Consider the following 18,611-nt stretch of genomic DNA (forward strand, 5'->3'; position numbering starts at 1 on the left):
TAATTCCTCCTCAACATTTAATTAGGATCAGACTACGACGGTCAATAAGTCCTCTTGATACTCAATCGCCTTCTTCTCTGTTTCAATGACATCCAGGTAATTCGTAGTATTGGCAACGATAACAGGTGTGGTCAAAACATAACCAGCCTCTTTTATAGCTTCCATATCAAACTCCATAAGCAGCTGGCCTTTTTTAACAGCATCTCCCTGTTTCACTTTAGGATAAAAATGTTTGCCTTTTAATTTGACCGTATCTTTGCCTACATGGATGAGGACCTCAACACCGTGGTCACTTGTAATTCCAATCGCATGACCTGACGAAAATAATGATGTTAATACACCATCTACAGGTGAAACGACCTTACCTTCAGAAGGTTCAATGGCAATCCCTTTACCCAGAGCACCTGTTGAAAAGGCTTCATCTGTTACTTCAGATAAAGACTTCACTTCACCTTTTAATGGACTCATCACCGTCTCTTGTTTTACTAAAACTTCTCCTCTTGCCGCTCCTGGTGTACTGTCTTCCTTTTTTGCTTCTTTCACTTCATCATCTTTAAATCCGCCAAAGAACATAAGCAAGAAACCTAATACAAAGCTTACCAGGATACCGATAACAGCCCCATAAAATCCGTTGTCTATTCCTGCCGGACTGATATAGCTCGGGATAGCGAAAATACCCAATCCACCAATAATGTAACCTTTAGTTCCCATCATTCCTATAATACCGCCGCCTACTGCGGATGCTATACAGCTTAAAATAAATGGTTTCTTACGTGGTAATGTAATCCCGTAAATCGCTGGTTCTGTCACACCAAAAATCCCGGAGATGACAGCTGGAATGGAAAGTGATCTCAGTTTTACATTTTTGGTTTTAAACAAAATCGCCAGTACGACGCCTGTCTGAGCAAAGGAAGCTCCCAGTGTAGCCGCAAGAATCGGATCGAATTTAAGCACTGCTAAATTGTTCATAGCGATAGGAACAAGTCCCCAGTGTAATCCAAAGATAACAAACACTTGCCAGAAAGCGCCCATAAGCATACCTTCAATAATCGGACTTAAGTTATACACAAAGAGGGTTTCAGCACCAAGCAGTTGACCTGCCCAAGTCGAGAGAGGTCCAATCGCAATCAACGCTAAGGGTACAATAACTAACAATGTGAAAAACGGAACCAAAAATGTTCTTACTACGCTAGGGATTACCTTTTTAAAGAAGTTTTCTATTTTTGAGCCTACATAGGTGGATATGATAATCGGAAGAACGGTTGACGCATAACTCATCAGAATGACCGGAATACCTAAGAAAGTGATATATACCGGTGACTCAAATATAGTCCCGCTAAATAGAGTGTATAGTGGTTTGCCCGAAGCTGTTATCGTGCTAAATGTCGGATATACAAGCGATGCACCTATAGCCATACCTATAAAAATGTTGGCATTGAATTTTTTAGCTGACGTATACCCCAGAAAAATAGGAAAGAAGTAGAACAAACAATCACCTAAAGCATTGAGAATTTGATAGGTACCCGATGTAGTAGTCAGCCAGCCCAAAGCTACAAATAGGGCAGTGAAGCCCTTAATCATACCCGTGGCACTTAAGACACCCAACGTGGGTGTAAATACACCTGAAATGGTATCAATGAATCTATTGAACAAACTCATTTTTTCACCTGAGGCTTCTTCTGAATCTCCTGTCTGAAAACCGCCTACAGCAGTAACTTCAGCATAAACCTCAGGTACATGGTTACCTATAACAACCTGGTATTGCCCGCCACTCTTTACCACAGTGACAACACCATCCATATTTTTCAAAACCTCTGTATTGGCTTTACTTTCATCTTTTAATTTGAAGCGCAAGCGTGTAATACAATGAGTTAGACTATTCACATTTTCTTTGCCGCCGACATTTCTGATGATGTCTTTTGCTAATGTCTCATACTTCATTGTAACTTCCCCTTTAATTGTATTTATAAAAAAAGGCAAAACCAAAATAGATCAAATTCGATCTAGGTTGGTTTCGCCTGCATTACCAGTAACAATCCAAGAGTTATTCAATTTTGTCTTTGGGTCACACGCTGAATATGAATCGTTATATACAGCTTTTCCTCATCTGACAATACCATATCCAAGTATTTCTCAATCTTCAGCATGCAGCCATATGCCTTTTTGTACTTTGTTTTCACTTGCCTCCACAAAAAATCGTCTTCCAGTTCTGCTTTTTCTTTTTTATTTAATCGCTGAAAGAAGAATCTTAAATGTGTAATAAATCGCTCATAACTGATCGAGTGTTCATCTATGGTGGTATTATAAGAGTATTTAATAATATTCAAGATGTCGTGTATTTTTTGAGTTTGCTGAGCAACATCTGCTACCTTGTTGTAGGAGCTGTTTACTTGAGCATTTATTAAATGAAGAGCAATATTACCTGCTTCATCTTCTGACAATCGTTTGCCTGTTTCGTCTTCAATAAACTCCAGTGCTTTTAATCCAACCGCAAATTCTTTGGGATAAAATTTTTTTATCTCCCAAATTAATGGATTTGCATTTTTAAACCCTTCATCAAACATTTTAAATGCATTGTTCATGTGATCCGTAAGCGAAACATATATATAATCGCTCAATTGTGCTTCTAATATGCTTTTTCCATATTCAATGATGTCATAGCATAACGAAACATATTCTGATGGAACATCCTCTAACAATAACTTGAATTTCTCTGAAGCATCTTTATGTTTAAGCACAAAGACCTTTTCAATTAGATGCTCTTCTACTTGTTCGCCTGCACTCTTTTTGAATGCAATACCACGACCCATAACAACAAATTCATCTCTTTTTTGATCTTTGGCTATTATGGCGTTGTTATTAAATATCTTCGTTATGATCATCTAACTGCCCCCCTTATCCCATCAAATTTAAAAAAGGATTTAGATGCTGGGCGAAATTTCAGATAGGTCACAAGACGGTAATAGCCGATCAAATCTTCGTCGTAAATCAAATGCAAATATATTGATTTACAACTTCATGTCATGAAAACGCATTCATAATAAGAGACAAAAGCCTTACGTTTTCCATCATTGATCTTGAGTGCTCCCAAACCGATCTGATATTCCGTTCTGAAAAAGGATATAGTCGGTTAACCACGTCCCATGACATCATTTTTCGGATGTCGATTCGTTGGTCGACGTCATCATCTTTGTTGTTCAGCACTTGTAAGGCTTTATATCACTCACCTTTCTGCGTTATAGCTGGGCCATATGTTCATATCATGCAGGATATCGTAAAGCTTGTATTCTAAAAAGAAAAGGCAAAACCCAACACATGGAAATTGAATTCCATGCCTCGGGTTTTGCCTTTTCAGTAACAATCCCAAAATCATAATAACATCGAATTTAAGTTTTGCCAACAAAAATGTTTGCGCTTTCTTTTTCGGAGCAACCACATCAAATACAGCACACTATCATGGTATAAAATGTCAGCCGCCAATGTAGGACATGTTAATCTTTTTTTTGTTGTTGGCTGTCTGCTCCGTACGTTCATCGGAATACCGATCTGTGCGTTGTTCCCATACTGAAGTAATCATATCGAGCAATTCCTGGTCATTCGCCCCGTTGCGAAGCATCTGGCGTAAATCAAATCCGCCTGAAGCAAACAAACATGTATAAAACTTGCCATCGCACGATAAGCGGGCACGTGTACAAGACGAACAAAACGATTCAGAAACCGAAGTAATAAAACCAATCTGTGCGTCGCTGTCTTTATAACGATAACGCTTTGCCACTTCTCCAAAGTAATCCCGATCCATCGGCTCCAGCTCGTACGCATTCTTAAGTCGTTCAACGATTTCTTTTTGGGTTAGTACCTTTTTGAAGCTCCATCCGTTGTCATTACCTACATCCATAAACTCGATAAAGCGAAGGGTTATTCCCTGCTCCTTAAAATAAGCAGCCATCGGCAAAATCTCCGAGTCATTAACGCCTTTTTGAACTACCATATTGATCTTGATTTCAAAGCCGATTTCTCTTGCATATTCGATCTGCTTCAAAATAACATCAGGCTTAATCCCCCGGCCATTCAACCGCCCAAATAGCTCGGGGTCCAGAGCGTCCAGACTGACATTAAGCCGTCGTAGCCCCGCGTCATAGAGAGGCTTAGCCTGCTGTCCTAGCAGCACACCGTTGGTGGTCAAGCCGACATCTTCCACTCCGTCAATGGACAGGATTTGGGAGACCAGGTCGGATAGATTCCTGCGCATTAATGGTTCACCGCCCGTGAGTCGGATCTTTTTTACGCCCAGGGATACAAAGAGCTTCGTCAGCCGGTGAATCTCTTCAAACGACAGACATTCATTTTGGGGAAGAAAGGCGTAATCGTCACCGAAAATTTCTTTAGGCATGCAATAGGAACAGCGGAAATTGCAGCGGTCTGTAACCGATATACGCAAATCACGAATGGGCCGCTGCAACTTGTCTTTCAGTGGATGAAAATTCATACGCCCCCTCCTTTCTAGTTGTTTAACATCGTTATCATTAGCCGCCGCTGACTGGGGGAATGAAGGCTGCAATGTCTCCATCCTGTAATACATCCGTAGACAACGCATACTCTTCGTTTATCGCAATTCGCACAGACTGGATTGGCATATCTGGATATTGATCTGTTATCCAATTGGATAAATCGCCTACCGTTTGGCCCGCCAAATCTGCCAATTCTTCTGTTTTTCCCGTCACCTCACGGAGTCCCGCAAAGTAGTACAGCTTAATCATGACTGATCTCCCCCGGCTTTTTCTTTTGACCTCCGACCCACTGCGTTCCATCTTCCCAAATCTCTCGTTTCCAAATAGGAACTATTTCTTTAATTCGTTCGATCGCGTATTCATTTGCCTCATACGCATCCGAACGGTGAGGTGAAGAAACGGCAATGACAACGGCGATATCACCGATTTGAAGCTCGCCAATGCGGTGCGCGATTGCCACTCGCGTCCCTTCCCATTTCTGTTCGATTTCGCGACCAATCTCTGTGAGTTTTTTTTGGGCCATGGGGACGTAGGCCTCATAAGCAAGGTATAAGGTCCGTACGCCTTGAGTCCATTCTCGTACGTGCCCTGTAAAAATAGTCACCGCTCCTGCTTCCGGCCTTAGGACATAATCCGCATAAGCCTGCGGGATAATGGGCTCCGTTACGATTTCAAATACACTCATCTTTTCCACCTTCCAGCCACCGGACAAGCCACTCTCCGGTGACAGACTCTTTTAAATGTTTCTGCTTTTTGTATCTACATCTCATTTAACCGAACAGCTGATGATATAGTTTTTGACCGTTGGCAACACTCCGTACACCGTGTATGAGAAGCCTTCCGTTTTTGAATAAAATCATTCGATGCTTAAAAGCATAAAATTCAACGAAATAAGGGGTTCTTTTTACACGATCTGCTATAAGCCTGCCCATTTTCTCTGCATCATCGAGCGTGATCGGACGCTGTGGGTCTGGAAGAACCTGTACCACGTTCCGTCCGCACAGAGCCGCATACGCCGAGCGACGTGATGCTGTCAGTGCAGGAAACGTAGGATGCTCTCCACAGGTTGGACAATCTTGGTTACGGATGCGGGAAATCCCTATGTCCATCTGGGTATTCTCCCATAGATCAAAAAGATGAACCTTGCGGCGCATCTTATCACGTCTGCCGCTCAGCCACTTCATGGCTTCTGCACATTGGAGGGCAGCTGTCACCTGGACTGCGGGTGAGATGATTCCAGCCGTATCGCAGGTCTGATTGATCGCAGGCAACGATGGCAGAAGGCAGCGTAAACAAGCAGACTCTCCCGGCACGAATGGAAAAACAACGCCTGTGCTTCCAACACAGGCTCCGTAAATCCATGGAATTCCTGTCTTCAGTGCAGCATCGTTAATAAGTAGACGAGTTTCGAAATTATCCGTAGCATCCATTAGCAATATACTTTTGCTGGCAAGTTCTTGAACAAGCTCGGCATCCAAGTTATCGAGATATGTGTGCAACCTCACGTCTTCTCGTATGGCTTTCAACCTTTTTTCAGCTGCCATGACCTTAGGTTGCATTTCCGCGGCGTCCTGCTCCGTAAACAACTGCTGACGTTGCAGATTCGATATCTCCACATAATCCCTGTCAACAAGATGAAGCTCCCCAACGCCCGCTCTTACCAGTGTTTCGGCAATGGCGGAACCCAGTGCCCCGCAACCGATAATGGTGACGACAGCAGCGGATAAATTACGCTGCCCTTCGCCACCAATAGGTCTAAATAAGATCTGTCTGGAATAACGTTCATTCATTAGATTGTGTCCCTTGATAATACAGCCATATAACGAGGATCAGGCTAGCCAGCGCCACTTGAGAGAGTAGCATGAATCCAATGGAATATTGGCCAGTAGCGGCATGAATCGTCGACAACAAGATCGGAGGGAAAAAGCCACCGAGGCCGCCCATCATGGATACAATTCCGTTAACTATACCTGCTTGTTTATTAAAATAAAATGGAACTAGCTTGAAAATGACGCCGTTCCCCACTCCAGCACTTACAGCGATCGCCAAGCAGCCTACTGTATACAGGGTAATCCCTGGTGAAAAAGCCAAAAGAATCGCAGCGACCGTATAAACAGAGAACGTGCCTACCAGCAGGAACAGGGGCTGAAACCGATCCGCCAGCCAGCCACCGATGGGGCGGAAGAAAGTGGCAATCGCTATGAAGCCTGCTGTACGCATCCCTGCATCCACTTTGGTCAGTTCAAAATTTGATACCAGGAAATTCGGCAAGTACACCGTGAACGCTACAAATGAGCCAAATGTAATAAAATAAAAGAGCGAGAAAAACCAAAGCTTCTCATTTTTGTAGACGCCTTTAATCTGCTCCATAATGGGCGTCTTCACTTTAGCTTCATGACGGTCCCCTAAGAAGAAATTCATAACGATAAAAACTAGCAGCAGAATGAGATACAGCTTCACTGTAGGGGCCCAGCCAATTTGGGTAGCCACAATAGGGGCCGAGAAGGTAGTGATGGCTGTTCCCAAATTTCCTATACCATACATCCCATTTACAAACCCATGCTTTTCCTTTGGGTAATACTTCGGCAGCGAAGTCACCCCTACCGAGAACACAGCTCCTCCAATCCCAAGGAACAAGCCACCGATAATTAAATCCATCATCGTAGAAGCTTCACTGATATAGTAGACGGGAAACAAAAGCAAAATAAAGCTAACGAGAAAAACGATTCTTGCTCCGAAGATGTTGGCATAATAACCAAGCGGAATGCGCAGAACCGATCCCAGTACGACCGGAATCGCCGTGACCATGGCCAATTTTCCGGGTGGAATAGCAATATCCTCCGTAATGAACGGCATAAGCGAAGAAATGATAACCCATACCATGAATCCAAGAATCAAGTTCAATGTTTGTAGCGGCAACTGCATTTTTCTAATCATTTAACTCACCTTTTCAACGTTTTTTCTGTCGAATTATTAATTGAATTTTCTGTCCCCATTGTAGCCGCTAGCCGATCCATTCGAATATAGGGGACTCCCCTTTACCTGACAGGGGACTCCCTGAAAATATAAAAAGCCGCTTCTATAAGAAGCGACTTGGTCTTTTTAAGAGATAAGTGTATTTAATTTGTCACATAACCTGGTTAGATCATTCCGATTGATCTGTTGCTCTGCCATAGGAAAAAGTACAGTTTCTTCTTTTATAAAATGTACAGTCAGCACTTCAAAGGCCTCTCCCGCGTTCTTGGCTGCCTCCTGAATGTCATCAAGCGTGAGCAAACTCAAATCGCCCTCCGTCTGATGAAGAAAATGATCGATATAGCCCTCTATTTCACGGTGCTCCTCCTGTATACCGACGAGCGGTCCCTGCTCAAAACCAATGTAGGTTCCTAGCATAGAAAAGAAGTGTTCTTCTTCCTTTTCGGTATGTTTCTTGAGGGGTACCCTAAAGTCGATAATCTGCATTCTCAGTTTTTCCAGTTGCTTGCGGCCTTCTTCCAAATCTAGTATTCTGTGCTGCTCAAACCACAATACAATGGCATGCCATTCATCCATCAGATAGGTTAGATATCGATGCTCATTTTCAAGAATACGCATGGCAGGTTTGGAAAAGCGCAGTTTCTCATTTTCCAGCACGCGGATTTCCTCCATTCATCGGCTAAAAATCCAGCATTTTTTTCTTTAATGCATATTGGACCAGTTCAGGCCGGCTTCTTAAATTCAATTTCTCCATGATTTTCGCTTTGTTCGCTTCCACCGTCTTGACAGAGATGAACAGCTTTTCCGCAACTTCCTTGTTACCGTAACCTTTTGCGACCAGAGGCAGAATCTCCAGTTCCCGCTTGGACAGGATCTCATAAGGATCTTCTGATTGTGACGTCGTATCTTTTTTGATGAACTCACGAACGAGAGAAGTAGCCATTTTAGGATGGATATAAGTCCCACCCCCATGAATGGTTCGTATAGCAAGCAATAGCTCCTCATCTGGAGCATTTTTCAAAACGTATCCTGAAGCACCATTCTTTAAAATATGAAAAAGATATTCTTCATCGTCATGCATGGTCAGAATCAGAATTTTAGTATCAGGGTGGTCCTCTTTAATCTTACCTGTGGCGATCAATCCACTTTCGCCTGGGGGCATGCTGAGGTCCATGATTAGAATATCCGGACGATATTTAGCTACCATCGCATACGCTTCAATGCCATCCGCAGCCGTTCCGACAACCTCCATATCCGATTGGAAGTTCAAAATCATGGAAAATCCACTTCGTACAATAGCATGGTCGTCCGCTAACACAATTTTGATCAAGTCTCTATTCCTCCTCTTGGCCAATCGGAATTTGTAAAAAGACTTTGGTTCCCTGACCAACATTTGAAAGGACGCCAAAACTTCCGCCTACCAGCTCTGCTCGCTCCTGCATGCCATATAAACCTAATCCCGTTCCAATAGGCTGGCTCCCCTTTTCAAAGCCAACTCCATCGTCCTCTACCGTCAAACGAAGCGTATGATCGTGCTCAGTCAAAGAAACTTTAACCATGTCTACCTGGGCATACTTCAAGGCATTGAGAACAGCCTCCTGGCAGACACGGTAAATGACCGTTTCCTTTTCACTTCCATATCGTTTTTGGGAAAGATCCGACACAAATTCAACGACAAGACCAAAGCTTTGTTCAACCCTCTTAAAGTGGGAACGAAATGCCGCTTCAAGCCCAAAATCATCAAGTGTGGCGGGGCGAAGTTCCACAGACAGGTTGCGGATATCATCCAGCAATCGCGTCATGGATGCTTCGGTCTGCTTCATGTTTTTGATGAGCTGTTCATCATTCGTCATGTATTTTAATACCCGCAGTTCAACAACCGCGCTCATCAATTCCTGGGCGACACTGTCGTGCAGTTCCCTGGAAAGCCGTTTACGCTCATTTTCCTGCGCTTCAATGACATGCTTCATCATTTTGTTTTGATACAATTTTTCCTGCGTCTGAAATTGCGGAGTCAAGTCTCTCAACATCAACACCCGTGTTCCATGTTCAGAATCAATGGTGTGAAAAGAAGCAGCATAGGGGATCATTCCGTTGCTCTTTGTTTCCAGATAAACCTGAAAAGAAGCAAAATCCTTGGATTCTGGCATATTGAAATAACAATCAAGGCAGGTACGGGGCTCCGTTTCGCTTGTATAGCCCCTGCATGTTCCACACAAAGCTTTTTCCTTCCCTTCATAGAGTTGAATGAGGACGTCATCGCTCACAATCTCCTCCGCTGCCGGGTTCATAGCTAGGGTGTTCCCTTGCCCATCAAAAAAGAAAATGGCTTCTGTACTGTTCTCAAACAACTTCACCATTAGCGTATTCAAAGAGCCAGTCCCTACAGATAATGTCAATTACATCACTTCCTTCCCGTTCAACTCTCCAAATCCCCTATGCGCCAAAGCTTCCAAATCACGCATCATGGCTGCGGTCATCAGCAGTTCTTCCCGAAATCCACCAAGCAGTACGCCCGCGACGCGAGCATCATTCCATAGGGGAACAGCCCCGAGACTCTTGAGCTTCTCGGATTGAACGATCGGGTAGTTAAACAGGTTGTCTGCCCCCACATATTGATGAACAGATGGAATGAAAACGGATTTCCCAGTTTTGAACACGACTCCTGCTATGCCCTTTCCGGATTGCAGTACAATTCGCTTAAAGCGATCATTTAAATTACCGGCTGCATTTTTCCATTTAATTACGTATTGATATTCGGCCGGTTCAACCAGAGCAAGCGCCATGAAATCATAACCGAAATGTTCGCGTATTCGCTCAAGCTCCCTTTGATAATCCATCCTATTATTCATCGCTCTCTCCTAATAGAATTAGGAAAGAAGGCAGAGCCCGCTTTCCTAATTCGATTTATGTCTTCTGTAAAGGATATAACTTCTGCGCACATAATTCAACGGAACACTCCACACATGTACAAGCCGGGTAAACGGCCAGAATGCAAAAATCGCAAAGGCCATAAGGATATGAAGCTTGAAGGACATCGGTACGTCTCTCATCAGTGTCGGGTCGACACGGAATATGAATAAACCGCGGAACCAGATTGAGATCGTCTCTCGATAATCGAATTCTGGCTGTACCGCATTCGTTACGAGAGTCGCAAACATCCCCATGCATACAATGGCCAAAAGCAATACGTTTACAACCAAATCAGACGCTGTACTTAAACGGCGTACATTGCGTATTGTAAAACGACGAGAGGTAAGAATCAACATACCGAGGAACGTCATCGCTCCAAATAATCCACCAACATAAACTGCTCCAATATGGTACAGATGATCGTTTACACCCAGTGCATGCATCCAGGTTTTTGGTATGCCCAGACCGGATACATGACCCATAATAACCGGGATAATACCCAGGTGGAATAAGAGACTTCCGATCATCAATTGTTTTTTTTCAATAAACTCACTTGATTTCGCTGTCCAATTGAACTGGTCGTTTCTGTAGCGGAAAATATGGCCTACAATAAAGACGACCACGCACATATAAGGGAAAATGACCCATAAAAACTGCTCTAGCATCATCATTGCGCGGCTGCCTCCTGTTCTACGCAAGCTTTAAGCGTTTCGCGCAGTCCCTTCACCAGATGAAAATACGGACTTTCCATTTTTTCCAGCGCTTTAAGCAAATGATATGTGCCGTCTTCCAGGATCGCGATTGGCATGCGGAAGTTTTCTGTCGTCTTCGGATCTTGCGCCCATTCGGCGGCATACAGAAATTCACACATGAGCGGAAGGTAATCTGGCAACTCTCCATCTGGCATTTCAAGACCATACATCTCGTATAGCACCTTTAACTTGACCAACATTTGTCCCCGTTCTTTTGCATCTTCGAATTTAAAGTAAGTCATATATAGTGCACAATTTTTTTGAAAATCAAAGGTTTCCGTATACATTTCCTGAATCTCTTCCATACTGAACTCTTGCATAAGGGACCAGTAGGTGTTCGCATACGTATATGCTGGATGGTTCGGATCAAACGATGCTTCCAGAAAAGCCGGATGAAAATCCAGCTTTTCCGGGTACATGAGTTGCTGAGCGAAAAACCCGAATGATGGCTTGCATTCATACAACTTCGCTACATTAATCACGCCAAATACCCCCGTAGAAGTTTTCTTCATACATTTCTTTGCCAGTTTTCAAAGGCTCTTCCATCCCCATCGAACTTGCCATACTACAGCCATCACATCCAGAGCCAGAACCCATGTTTCCCATGGTATCGCCGTAACCAGCAGATCCTTGAGCCCGGTACGGATTCGAATATCCTTCTTTATGCGATGTCGGTATGACGAAACGATCCTCATACTTGGCAATCGCCAGAAGTCGATACATCTGTTCGGTCTGCCGCGGTGTCATGCCGATGCGCTCAAGACGGCTTTCATCGAAAGATTGTCCTGTGGACTGGGCACGCATATAGGAGCGCATCATAGCCATTCGCTGCAAGGATTCCTTCACAGTTTGCGTGTCGCCCGCTGTCAGCATATTGGCAAGATACTGAATAGGGGTGCGCATCTCTTCGATAGCCGGAAAGATCATATCGGGATTCTCAATCGAGTCTTTCCCTTCAAAGTAATTCATGATCGGACTAAGTGGTGGCACATACCAGACCATAGGTAATGTGCGGTATTCCGGATGAAGCGGGAATGCCAGCTTGTGCTCAATGGCAAGCTTGTAGACCGGCGAGTTCTGCGCTGCTTCAATCCAGTCCTCCGAGATACCGTCTTTTCTCGCTTGAGCAATCACTGCCGGATCACTTGGATCCATGAACAGGTCGCACTGCGCTTTATAAAGCTCTTTCTCATCCTGCGTAGAAGCGGCCTCAAGCACTCGATCCGCGTCATACAGCATAACGCCGAGGTAGCGAATTCGTCCTGTACATGTCTCGGAGCAGACTGTCGGCAGGCCAGCTTCCACACGTGGGAAACAGAAGGTACATTTTTCCGCTTTGTTCGTCTGCCAGTTAAAGTACACTTTTTTGTATGGGCAGCCCGTCATGCAATACCGCCATCCACGGCAGGCTTCCTGATCCACGAGCACGATTCCGTCCTCGTCCCGTTTGTACATGGCGCCCGAAGGACATGACGCGACACAGCTTGGATTTAGGCAATGTTCGCAAAGCCGTGGGAGATAAACCATGAAAGACTTCTCAAAGTTAAATTTAATCTCTTCTTCGATTTTCTGAATATTTGGATCAAGCGGACCCGTTACATGCGCACCCGCCAGATCATCTTCCCAGTTTGGACCCCATTCCAAATCCATTTTTTCACCCGTTACCGCAGAATGCGCGCGTGCCACAGGTGAATGCTTCTGTTCACCAGCGTTGGTCAGTTGCTCGTAATTGTAAGTCCAGGGCTCATAATAATCTTTCATTTCCGGCATGTCTGGATTGTAAAAAATCTTACCCAGTGCTATCTTGGACAGCTTGTTGCCTGACTTCAGTTCCAGTTTCCCTTTGCGGAGCTGCCAGCCCCCTTTATATAATTCCTGATCTTCCCAGCGCTTCGGATAACCGATACCCGGTTTGGTTTCCACATTGTTAAACCACATATATTCCGCACCTTTGCGGTTCGTCCAGGTTGTTTTACATGTCACGCTGCACGTATGACAGCCAATACACTTATCCAGGTTCATGACCATGGCAATTTGAGCTTTAATCTTCAAGCCAGTTAACCTCCTTCATTTTACGTACCGCAACGTACACATCACGCTGGTTGCCGATCGGACCATAATAGTTGAATCCATAACTAAGCTGAGCATATCCACCGACCATCTGGGTTGGTTTGAGATGAATTCTTGTAGGTGCGTTATGACTACCGCCGCGTGTATCCGTGATTTCGGAGCCTGGCACTTGAATGTGCTTATCCTGAGCATGGTACATGAACATCGTTCCTCTTGGCATCCGGTGGCTGACAACAGTCCGGGCCGTTACGACGCCGTTACGGTTGTATACCTCTACCCAGTCATTGTCGGCAAGATCGTGTGCCTCTGCGTCTTCGTTGTTGATCCACACCGTAGGACCTCCGCGAAACAGTGTAAGCATGTGCTGGTTATCCTGGTAGGTGGAGTGAATATTCCATTTACCGTGCGGTGTCAGATAACGGAGCACGAGTGAATCTTGCCCGCCTTTTATTTCCCGATCGCGAGGGCCGAACACCATTGGCGGCAGCGTCGGTTTGTAGATCGGCAATGATTCTCCAAATTGTTGGAAAATCTCATGATCAATATAGAAATGCTGTCTCCCCGTCAAAGTACGAAACGGAACGAGACGTTCAATATTCGTTGTAAATGGTGAATAGCGGCGTCCCTTCTTGTTCGATCCAGTGAATACTGGTGTCGGTATAACTTCCCGTGGCTGTGCCGTTATACTTTGGAAAGTGATCCTTTCCGCTGCCCGATCGGCCGAGATATCTTTGAGTTCCACACCGTGAAGCTCTTCTGCCTGCTCATAAGCCTTTTGCGACACCCGTCCATTAGTCGCGGATGAAAGGTGAAGAATTGCATTGGCTACTTGGCGAGCTGTCTGGATTTTGGGCAGCCCGTCTTTAATGGATTCATCGTAATAAACTCCGTTCAACTTTTTCATTTCCTCATATTCGTCCGCTACGGAGAAGCTGACGCCATGCGCACCTGCTTTCCCACTAGTCAAATTCGGACCGAGTGAGATAAATTTATCGTGAATTTTAGTATAATCGCGTTCGATGATGCTGAAATTCGGCATGGTTTTACCCGGAGTCGCTTCAATCTCGCCCTTCGTCCAATCCTTTACAAGACCCATCGGCTGTGAAATTTCGCCTATACTATCGTGTGCGAGCGGCGCGGTCACAAGGTCTTTATATATTCCTGGTAGATACTCTTTTGCCATATCCGAAAAGACTTCGGAAAGCTGGCGGTAAATATCCCAGTCCGCGCGGGATTCCCACAGAGGGTTAACAGCCGGATTAAATGGATGCACGAAAGGATGCATGTCTGTTGACGACAAGTCTGTTTTTTCGTACCAGGTTGCCGCCGGAAGCACGATGTCCGCGTACAATGGAGTTGTTGTCATCCGGAAATCAAGTGCAACCATCAAATCAAGCTTTCCTTCTACATCTTCTCTCCAGACGATTTCCTCAGGTTTCTGTTCTTCGTTCGGCCGGGCAAGCAGGGCATCAGATGCTCCGAGTAAATGTTTCATAAAATACTCTTGTCCCTTCGCCGAACTGGAAATCAGGTTTGACCGCCAAACAAAGAGTGAGCGCGGGAAGTTCTCGGCTGCCCCAGGATCTTCTACAGCGAAGCGTGTCTTACGTGATTTAATCTCTTCCACAGAATGATTAATGATGTCCTCGTTGGACTTCTTGCCTAATTGCGCAGCCTCTTCGGCGAACAGTAGACTGTTTTTATTAAACTGTGGATAAGAAGGCAGCCATCCCAGACGCGCTGCGAGCACGTTGTAGTCTGCTGGATGTCTGTAACTGACATCTCCGCCAATCGGTGACTTCAAGGTGTCTGTTCCACTTTCTTCGTAACGCCACTGCTCTGTTGCAAAGTAGAAAAACGATGTAGCATTTTGCTGTCGAGCCGCCCCTTGCCAGTCTTTTGCAAAGGCAATCGTTGACCAGCCTTCGATGGGGCGGAGCTTTTCTTGACCCACATAATGCGCCCAGCCTCCACCGTTTACACCTTGGGAAGCCGTCAACACGACAAGATTCAAGATGGACCGATAGATCGTGTCACTATTGAACCAGTGGTTGATACCCGCACCCATAATAATCATGGAGCGACCTTTAGTATCGATAGCATTTTGGGCAAATTCCCGAGCAATCTGTACCACAACAGACGCCTTCACACCTGTGATCTTCTCCTGCCAGGCAGGGGTATAATGCGAAGCTTCGTCGTAATAATTTTTGGCGTTATGAGGGCTGTCATTGCGTGCGACACCATACTGGCTCATCATCAAATCGTACACAGTTGCTACGTAACGTTCCGAGCCATCTGCCAAGCGTACTTTTTTGGCCGGAATTACACGTTTGAACGTTCCATTACCCGCGTTATCAAAGTAAGGGAATACGATTTCTTCCCATTGCTCGCCATGACCTTCCACAGTGAGCGCGGGCTCAACCTTTGTTCCATCTTCCCGTTCCAGAATCAGGTTCCATTTCTTATCCTGCTCCCAGCGCTGTCCCATCGTACCGTTCGGGACCAGCATTTCCCCCGCCGCTTCGTCATATATGACCGGCTTCCAGTCCGCATGCGGCGAAGCATCCCCCAGGTCACTCGCCCGTAGAAAACGTCCACCTTTCCAGGCTCCCTCGTGTGGATCAAGCAGAATCATAAACGGCATATCCGTATATTGTTTGGCATAGTTAATGAACATCGGTTCTTGGCGCTCTTTGTAAAACTCATCCAAAATAACATGCGTCATAGCCTGGGCTACGGCAGCATCTGTACCCGGATGTGGGGCAAGCCAGTTGTCAGCGAACTTCACATTCTCCGCCAAGTCGGGAGCCACGGATACGACTTTTGTTCCCTTATATCGTACTTCCGTCATAAAATGAGCGTCTGGCGTCCGGGTAAGCGGTACGTTCGATCCCCACATAATCAGGTAACCCGCATTGTACCAATCAGAAGATTCCGGTACATCCGTCTGCTCACCCCAAATTTGAGGAGATGAAGGAGGAAGATCGGCATACCAGTCATAAAAACTCAACATCTGCCCACCCAGTAGCGAAATGAATCGGGCTCCTGAAGCGTAGCTTATCATTGACATCGCCGGGATTGGCGTAAAGCCCGCAATCCGGTCAGGACCGTATTTACGAATGGTATAGATGAGTTGTGCCGAGATCAGACGCAGGACATCGTCCCAAGTGACACGGACATGACCGCCTTTTCCGCGAGCTGATTTGTAGAGCTTGGCTTTCTCTGGATCTTCCACAATGCTTGCCCATGCTTCCACCGGATTGGCATGCTCCTGGATGGCCGCCTGCCAAAGCCGCAACAGCTTACCGCGCATATAGGGATATTTCACGCGTAATGGACTGTATTCATACCAGGAAAATGTAGCCCCCCGCGGGCATCCCCGCGGTTCAAATTCTGGCATATCTACACCGCAGGAAGGATAATCGATCTGTTGATTTTCCCAGGTAATGATGCCGTTTTTGACAAAAACCTTCCAACTACAGGAACCGGTGCAGTTCACTCCGTGAGTCGTCCGAACCACTTTGTCGTGAGACCAACGCTGACGATACACGTTTTCCCATTCTCTATTTTTTTCCTCAAGGATTGACCAATTTCCCGAATAGCTTTCGATCGGTTTAAAAAAGTTGAGGTTGTATTTCTTTTTCATCGATGACCAACACTCCTTTTTAGAAAAAATCATCCCAACGCAAGTTCCAAGGGAAGACTCATTCGCTTACTCTCATTATGTAATTCATTCATCTCTGTTCCCATTAGGGAATGTCCTATAGCGCTACAGGAAATCCCTCGTTCTATGGAAAGATACAAAAAAGCCTCCCTCTACTAAAGGGAAGCTTATATGAAGTAATTAATTGTTCTTTTGGCCTGTTAACAGGAGCATGATAAAAGAAATGAGTATGATAGAGTATGTCCACGCCCAGGCCATAGGAAGATGACCGGCATCCACTGCAATATAAATGGCCGTCGGAATCGTTTGTGTTTTACCCGGAATATTTCCGGCAATCATCAGCGTAGCACCAAATTCGCCCAGACCGCGGGCAAAACCGAGTATAAAGGCAGCTTTAAAAGAAGGGAAAATTAAAGGGAAGGTGATATATCGAAAAACCTGCCATTCACTTGCACCCATCGAACGTCCCGCGTTTTCCAAGTCCCGGTCAACAGAAGACAATCCCATTCTCAGCGTCCGATAGACTAGAGGAAAGGCTACTACCACCGCTGCTATAACCCCTGCCCACCACGAGAATATAATAGGTTCTCCAAACCATTGCTCTACAAAACGTCCGAACCCGCTTTTTCGTCCAAGTAATATGAGCAGTAAAAAACCAACAACCGTCGGTGGGAGTACCAAGGGCAGCATAAGCACGGTTTCAACAACCGTTTTCCCTTTAAATAATCCCAACCGAGACATGGACCATGCCACAAGCAAGCCTAATATGATTACCAGAACGCTGGATAATAGTGCAACCTGCAACGATAATCGGATAGGAGGCCAATATTCATTCCAATCTATATCTTGCATGCTCACTTCGGTATGGTAAATCCAGACTTAGCCATGATATTCAGAGATTCTTGCGATTGTAGGTAGGCATAAAAGTCTTCGGCTTCTTGAATGTGCTTTGTAGCTTTGACAATCCCGATTGGATACTCAACAGGTGAATAGGTTGTAGGATCTACCTCAAAGGCGATTTTTGCCTTTTGTGAAGTCAATGCATCTGTTTTATATACAAATCCGACATCTGCATTCCCAGTTTCCACATATTGCAGCACTTGTCTAACGTCTTTCGCTTGAACCAGCTTGTTCTGTAACGTGTCCCAAAGCTTCGCTTTCGTCAGCGCTTCCTGTGCGTAGTTGCCCGCAGGAACACTTTCAGGAATTCCGATTGCAACTTTCTTCACTTCTTTTTTTGTTAAATCGCTAACACTCGCGATGTTCATCGTCCCGTCTGCAGGGATAACCGCGACCAATTCGTTCGTCAGCCACGTTTTTTGTTTTTTCGTATCTATTAACTGCTGATCAACAAGGGACCTCATGTTTTTGGTCGAAGCGGACAGAAACAAATCCGACGGCGCTCCTTGCTCAATTTGTTTTTCCAGCGCACCAGAGCCGCCGAAGTTAAAATTCAATTTGATGCCTGTATGGGTTGATTCGTATGAATGCTGAATTTCTTTGAGCGCATCCGTTAAACTTGCTGCTGCGGATATGGTAAGCTCAATAGTTTCAGCCGTTTTCGAAGATGTCTGGCTGGAAGATCCGTTCTGACCCGCGCTGCCAACATTTGAATCTAGTTGTTGTTTCGTACCGCATCCTGATAATAATAAAATGATGGAAATAACCAAAACGAAAACAGTGCTACTTTTAATTAATTTATGCATTTGGTTCGGCTCCTCATGTTAG

Annotated in this window: 17 protein-coding genes; all 17 read right to left on the bottom strand. The window is 45.1% G+C overall.

The genetic code is table 11. From position 1 onward, the window contains the following. Positions 1-27: 27 nt before the first annotated feature. Complete coding sequence (locus G9G54_RS14385) at positions 28-1,941, bottom strand: beta-glucoside-specific PTS transporter subunit IIABC (protein ID WP_165178582.1); 1,914 nt, start codon at positions 1,939-1,941, stop codon at positions 28-30. Between the two features lie 107 nt (positions 1,942-2,048). Next, a complete protein-coding gene (gene licT / locus G9G54_RS14390; RefSeq protein WP_165178583.1) occupies positions 2,049-2,882 on the bottom strand; it encodes a BglG family transcription antiterminator LicT in 834 nt (277 codons plus the stop codon). A 587-nt stretch (positions 2,883-3,469) separates the two neighbouring features. Continuing rightward, positions 3,470-4,486 carry a GTP 3',8-cyclase MoaA gene (moaA, locus tag G9G54_RS14395; protein WP_165178584.1) on the bottom strand — a complete coding sequence of 339 codons (1,017 nt, stop codon included), beginning with the start codon at positions 4,484-4,486 and terminating at the stop codon, positions 3,470-3,472. A 37-nt stretch (positions 4,487-4,523) separates the two neighbouring features. After that, positions 4,524-4,757 (bottom strand): MoaD/ThiS family protein, encoded by a 234-nt coding sequence (locus tag G9G54_RS14400; protein ID WP_069290094.1) that lies wholly within the window; start codon positions 4,755-4,757, stop codon positions 4,524-4,526. Continuing rightward, the gene (locus G9G54_RS14405) at positions 4,750-5,193 is read right to left on the bottom strand and encodes a molybdenum cofactor biosynthesis protein MoaE (RefSeq protein ID WP_039274531.1); all 444 of its coding nucleotides are present in this window, start codon (positions 5,191-5,193) and stop codon (positions 4,750-4,752) included. The genes G9G54_RS14400 and G9G54_RS14405 overlap by 8 nt, the downstream gene beginning before the upstream one ends. An 85-nt stretch (positions 5,194-5,278) precedes the next feature. Continuing rightward, entirely contained in the window at positions 5,279-6,298 is a 1,020-nt protein-coding gene (locus G9G54_RS14410) for a ThiF family adenylyltransferase (protein WP_165178585.1), read from the bottom strand. Next, positions 6,291-7,445 carry a nitrate/nitrite transporter gene (locus G9G54_RS14415; protein ID WP_165178586.1) on the bottom strand — a complete coding sequence of 385 codons (1,155 nt, stop codon included), beginning with the start codon at positions 7,443-7,445 and terminating at the stop codon, positions 6,291-6,293. The genes G9G54_RS14410 and G9G54_RS14415 overlap by 8 nt, the downstream gene beginning before the upstream one ends. A 165-nt stretch (positions 7,446-7,610) precedes the next feature. Beyond that, complete coding sequence (locus G9G54_RS14420; RefSeq protein ID WP_185156299.1) at positions 7,611-8,141, bottom strand: hemerythrin domain-containing protein; 531 nt, start codon at positions 8,139-8,141, stop codon at positions 7,611-7,613. Positions 8,142-8,163: 22 nt separating this feature from the next. Beyond that, the gene (locus tag G9G54_RS14425) at positions 8,164-8,811 is read right to left on the bottom strand and encodes a response regulator transcription factor (protein ID WP_165178753.1); all 648 of its coding nucleotides are present in this window, start codon (positions 8,809-8,811) and stop codon (positions 8,164-8,166) included. A gap of 7 nt (positions 8,812-8,818) precedes the next feature. Then, on the bottom strand, positions 8,819-9,883 hold the full coding sequence (locus G9G54_RS14430) for a PAS domain-containing sensor histidine kinase (protein ID WP_165178588.1): 1,065 nt from the start codon (positions 9,881-9,883) through the stop codon (positions 8,819-8,821). Further along, the gene (locus G9G54_RS14435) at positions 9,884-10,336 is read right to left on the bottom strand and encodes a GAF domain-containing protein (protein ID WP_029515512.1); all 453 of its coding nucleotides are present in this window, start codon (positions 10,334-10,336) and stop codon (positions 9,884-9,886) included. It lies immediately after the preceding gene. 45 nt (positions 10,337-10,381) lie between these two features. Continuing rightward, positions 10,382-11,065, bottom strand: a complete 684-nt coding sequence (gene narI / locus G9G54_RS14440; RefSeq protein ID WP_165178754.1) for a respiratory nitrate reductase subunit gamma — start codon at positions 11,063-11,065, stop codon at positions 10,382-10,384. Then, positions 11,065-11,631: a nitrate reductase molybdenum cofactor assembly chaperone gene (narJ, locus tag G9G54_RS14445; RefSeq protein ID WP_039274409.1), complete on the bottom strand. Its 567-nt coding sequence runs from the start codon at positions 11,629-11,631 to the stop codon at positions 11,065-11,067. Before narJ ends, narI begins: the two co-directional genes overlap by 1 nt. Continuing rightward, positions 11,624-13,201: a nitrate reductase subunit beta gene (gene narH / locus G9G54_RS14450; RefSeq protein WP_028542275.1), complete on the bottom strand. Its 1,578-nt coding sequence runs from the start codon at positions 13,199-13,201 to the stop codon at positions 11,624-11,626. The genes narJ and narH overlap by 8 nt, the downstream gene beginning before the upstream one ends. Beyond that, on the bottom strand, positions 13,191-16,865 hold the full coding sequence (locus G9G54_RS14455) for a nitrate reductase subunit alpha (protein ID WP_165178589.1): 3,675 nt from the start codon (positions 16,863-16,865) through the stop codon (positions 13,191-13,193). Before G9G54_RS14455 ends, narH begins: the two co-directional genes overlap by 11 nt. Positions 16,866-17,063: 198 nt before the next feature. Further along, a complete protein-coding gene (gene modB / locus G9G54_RS14460; RefSeq protein ID WP_165178590.1) occupies positions 17,064-17,741 on the bottom strand; it encodes a molybdate ABC transporter permease subunit in 678 nt (225 codons plus the stop codon). After that, positions 17,738-18,589, bottom strand: coding sequence for a molybdate ABC transporter substrate-binding protein (modA, locus tag G9G54_RS14465; protein ID WP_165178591.1), 852 nt, complete (start codon positions 18,587-18,589; stop codon positions 17,738-17,740). Before modA ends, modB begins: the two co-directional genes overlap by 4 nt. Positions 18,590-18,611: the final 22 nt, after the last annotated feature.

Origin of the sequence: Paenibacillus sp. EKM212P (assembly GCF_011066115.1) — a bacterium.
GTDB classification, from domain to species: domain Bacteria; phylum Bacillota; class Bacilli; order Paenibacillales; family Paenibacillaceae; genus Paenibacillus; species Paenibacillus polymyxa_B.

Coding starts and splice junctions, on each gene's coding strand:
- G9G54_RS14400 (WP_069290094.1), bottom strand. CDS start 4,757: ATGATTAAGCTGTACTACTTTGCGGGACTCCGTGAGGTGACGGGAAAA.
- moaA (WP_165178584.1), bottom strand. CDS start 4,486: ATGAATTTTCATCCACTGAAAGACAAGTTGCAGCGGCCCATTCGTGAT.
- G9G54_RS14385 (WP_165178582.1), bottom strand. CDS start 1,941: ATGAAGTATGAGACATTAGCAAAAGACATCATCAGAAATGTCGGCGGC.
- licT (WP_165178583.1), bottom strand. CDS start 2,882: ATGATCATAACGAAGATATTTAATAACAACGCCATAATAGCCAAAGAT.
- G9G54_RS14415 (WP_165178586.1), bottom strand. CDS start 7,445: ATGATTAGAAAAATGCAGTTGCCGCTACAAACATTGAACTTGATTCTT.
- G9G54_RS14435 (WP_029515512.1), bottom strand. CDS start 10,336: ATGAATAATAGGATGGATTATCAAAGGGAGCTTGAGCGAATACGCGAA.
- modA (WP_165178591.1), bottom strand. CDS start 18,589: ATGCATAAATTAATTAAAAGTAGCACTGTTTTCGTTTTGGTTATTTCC.
- G9G54_RS14405 (WP_039274531.1), bottom strand. CDS start 5,193: ATGAGTGTATTTGAAATCGTAACGGAGCCCATTATCCCGCAGGCTTAT.
- narI (WP_165178754.1), bottom strand. CDS start 11,065: ATGATGCTAGAGCAGTTTTTATGGGTCATTTTCCCTTATATGTGCGTG.
- G9G54_RS14455 (WP_165178589.1), bottom strand. CDS start 16,865: ATGAAAAAGAAATACAACCTCAACTTTTTTAAACCGATCGAAAGCTAT.
- G9G54_RS14410 (WP_165178585.1), bottom strand. CDS start 6,298: ATGAATGAACGTTATTCCAGACAGATCTTATTTAGACCTATTGGTGGC.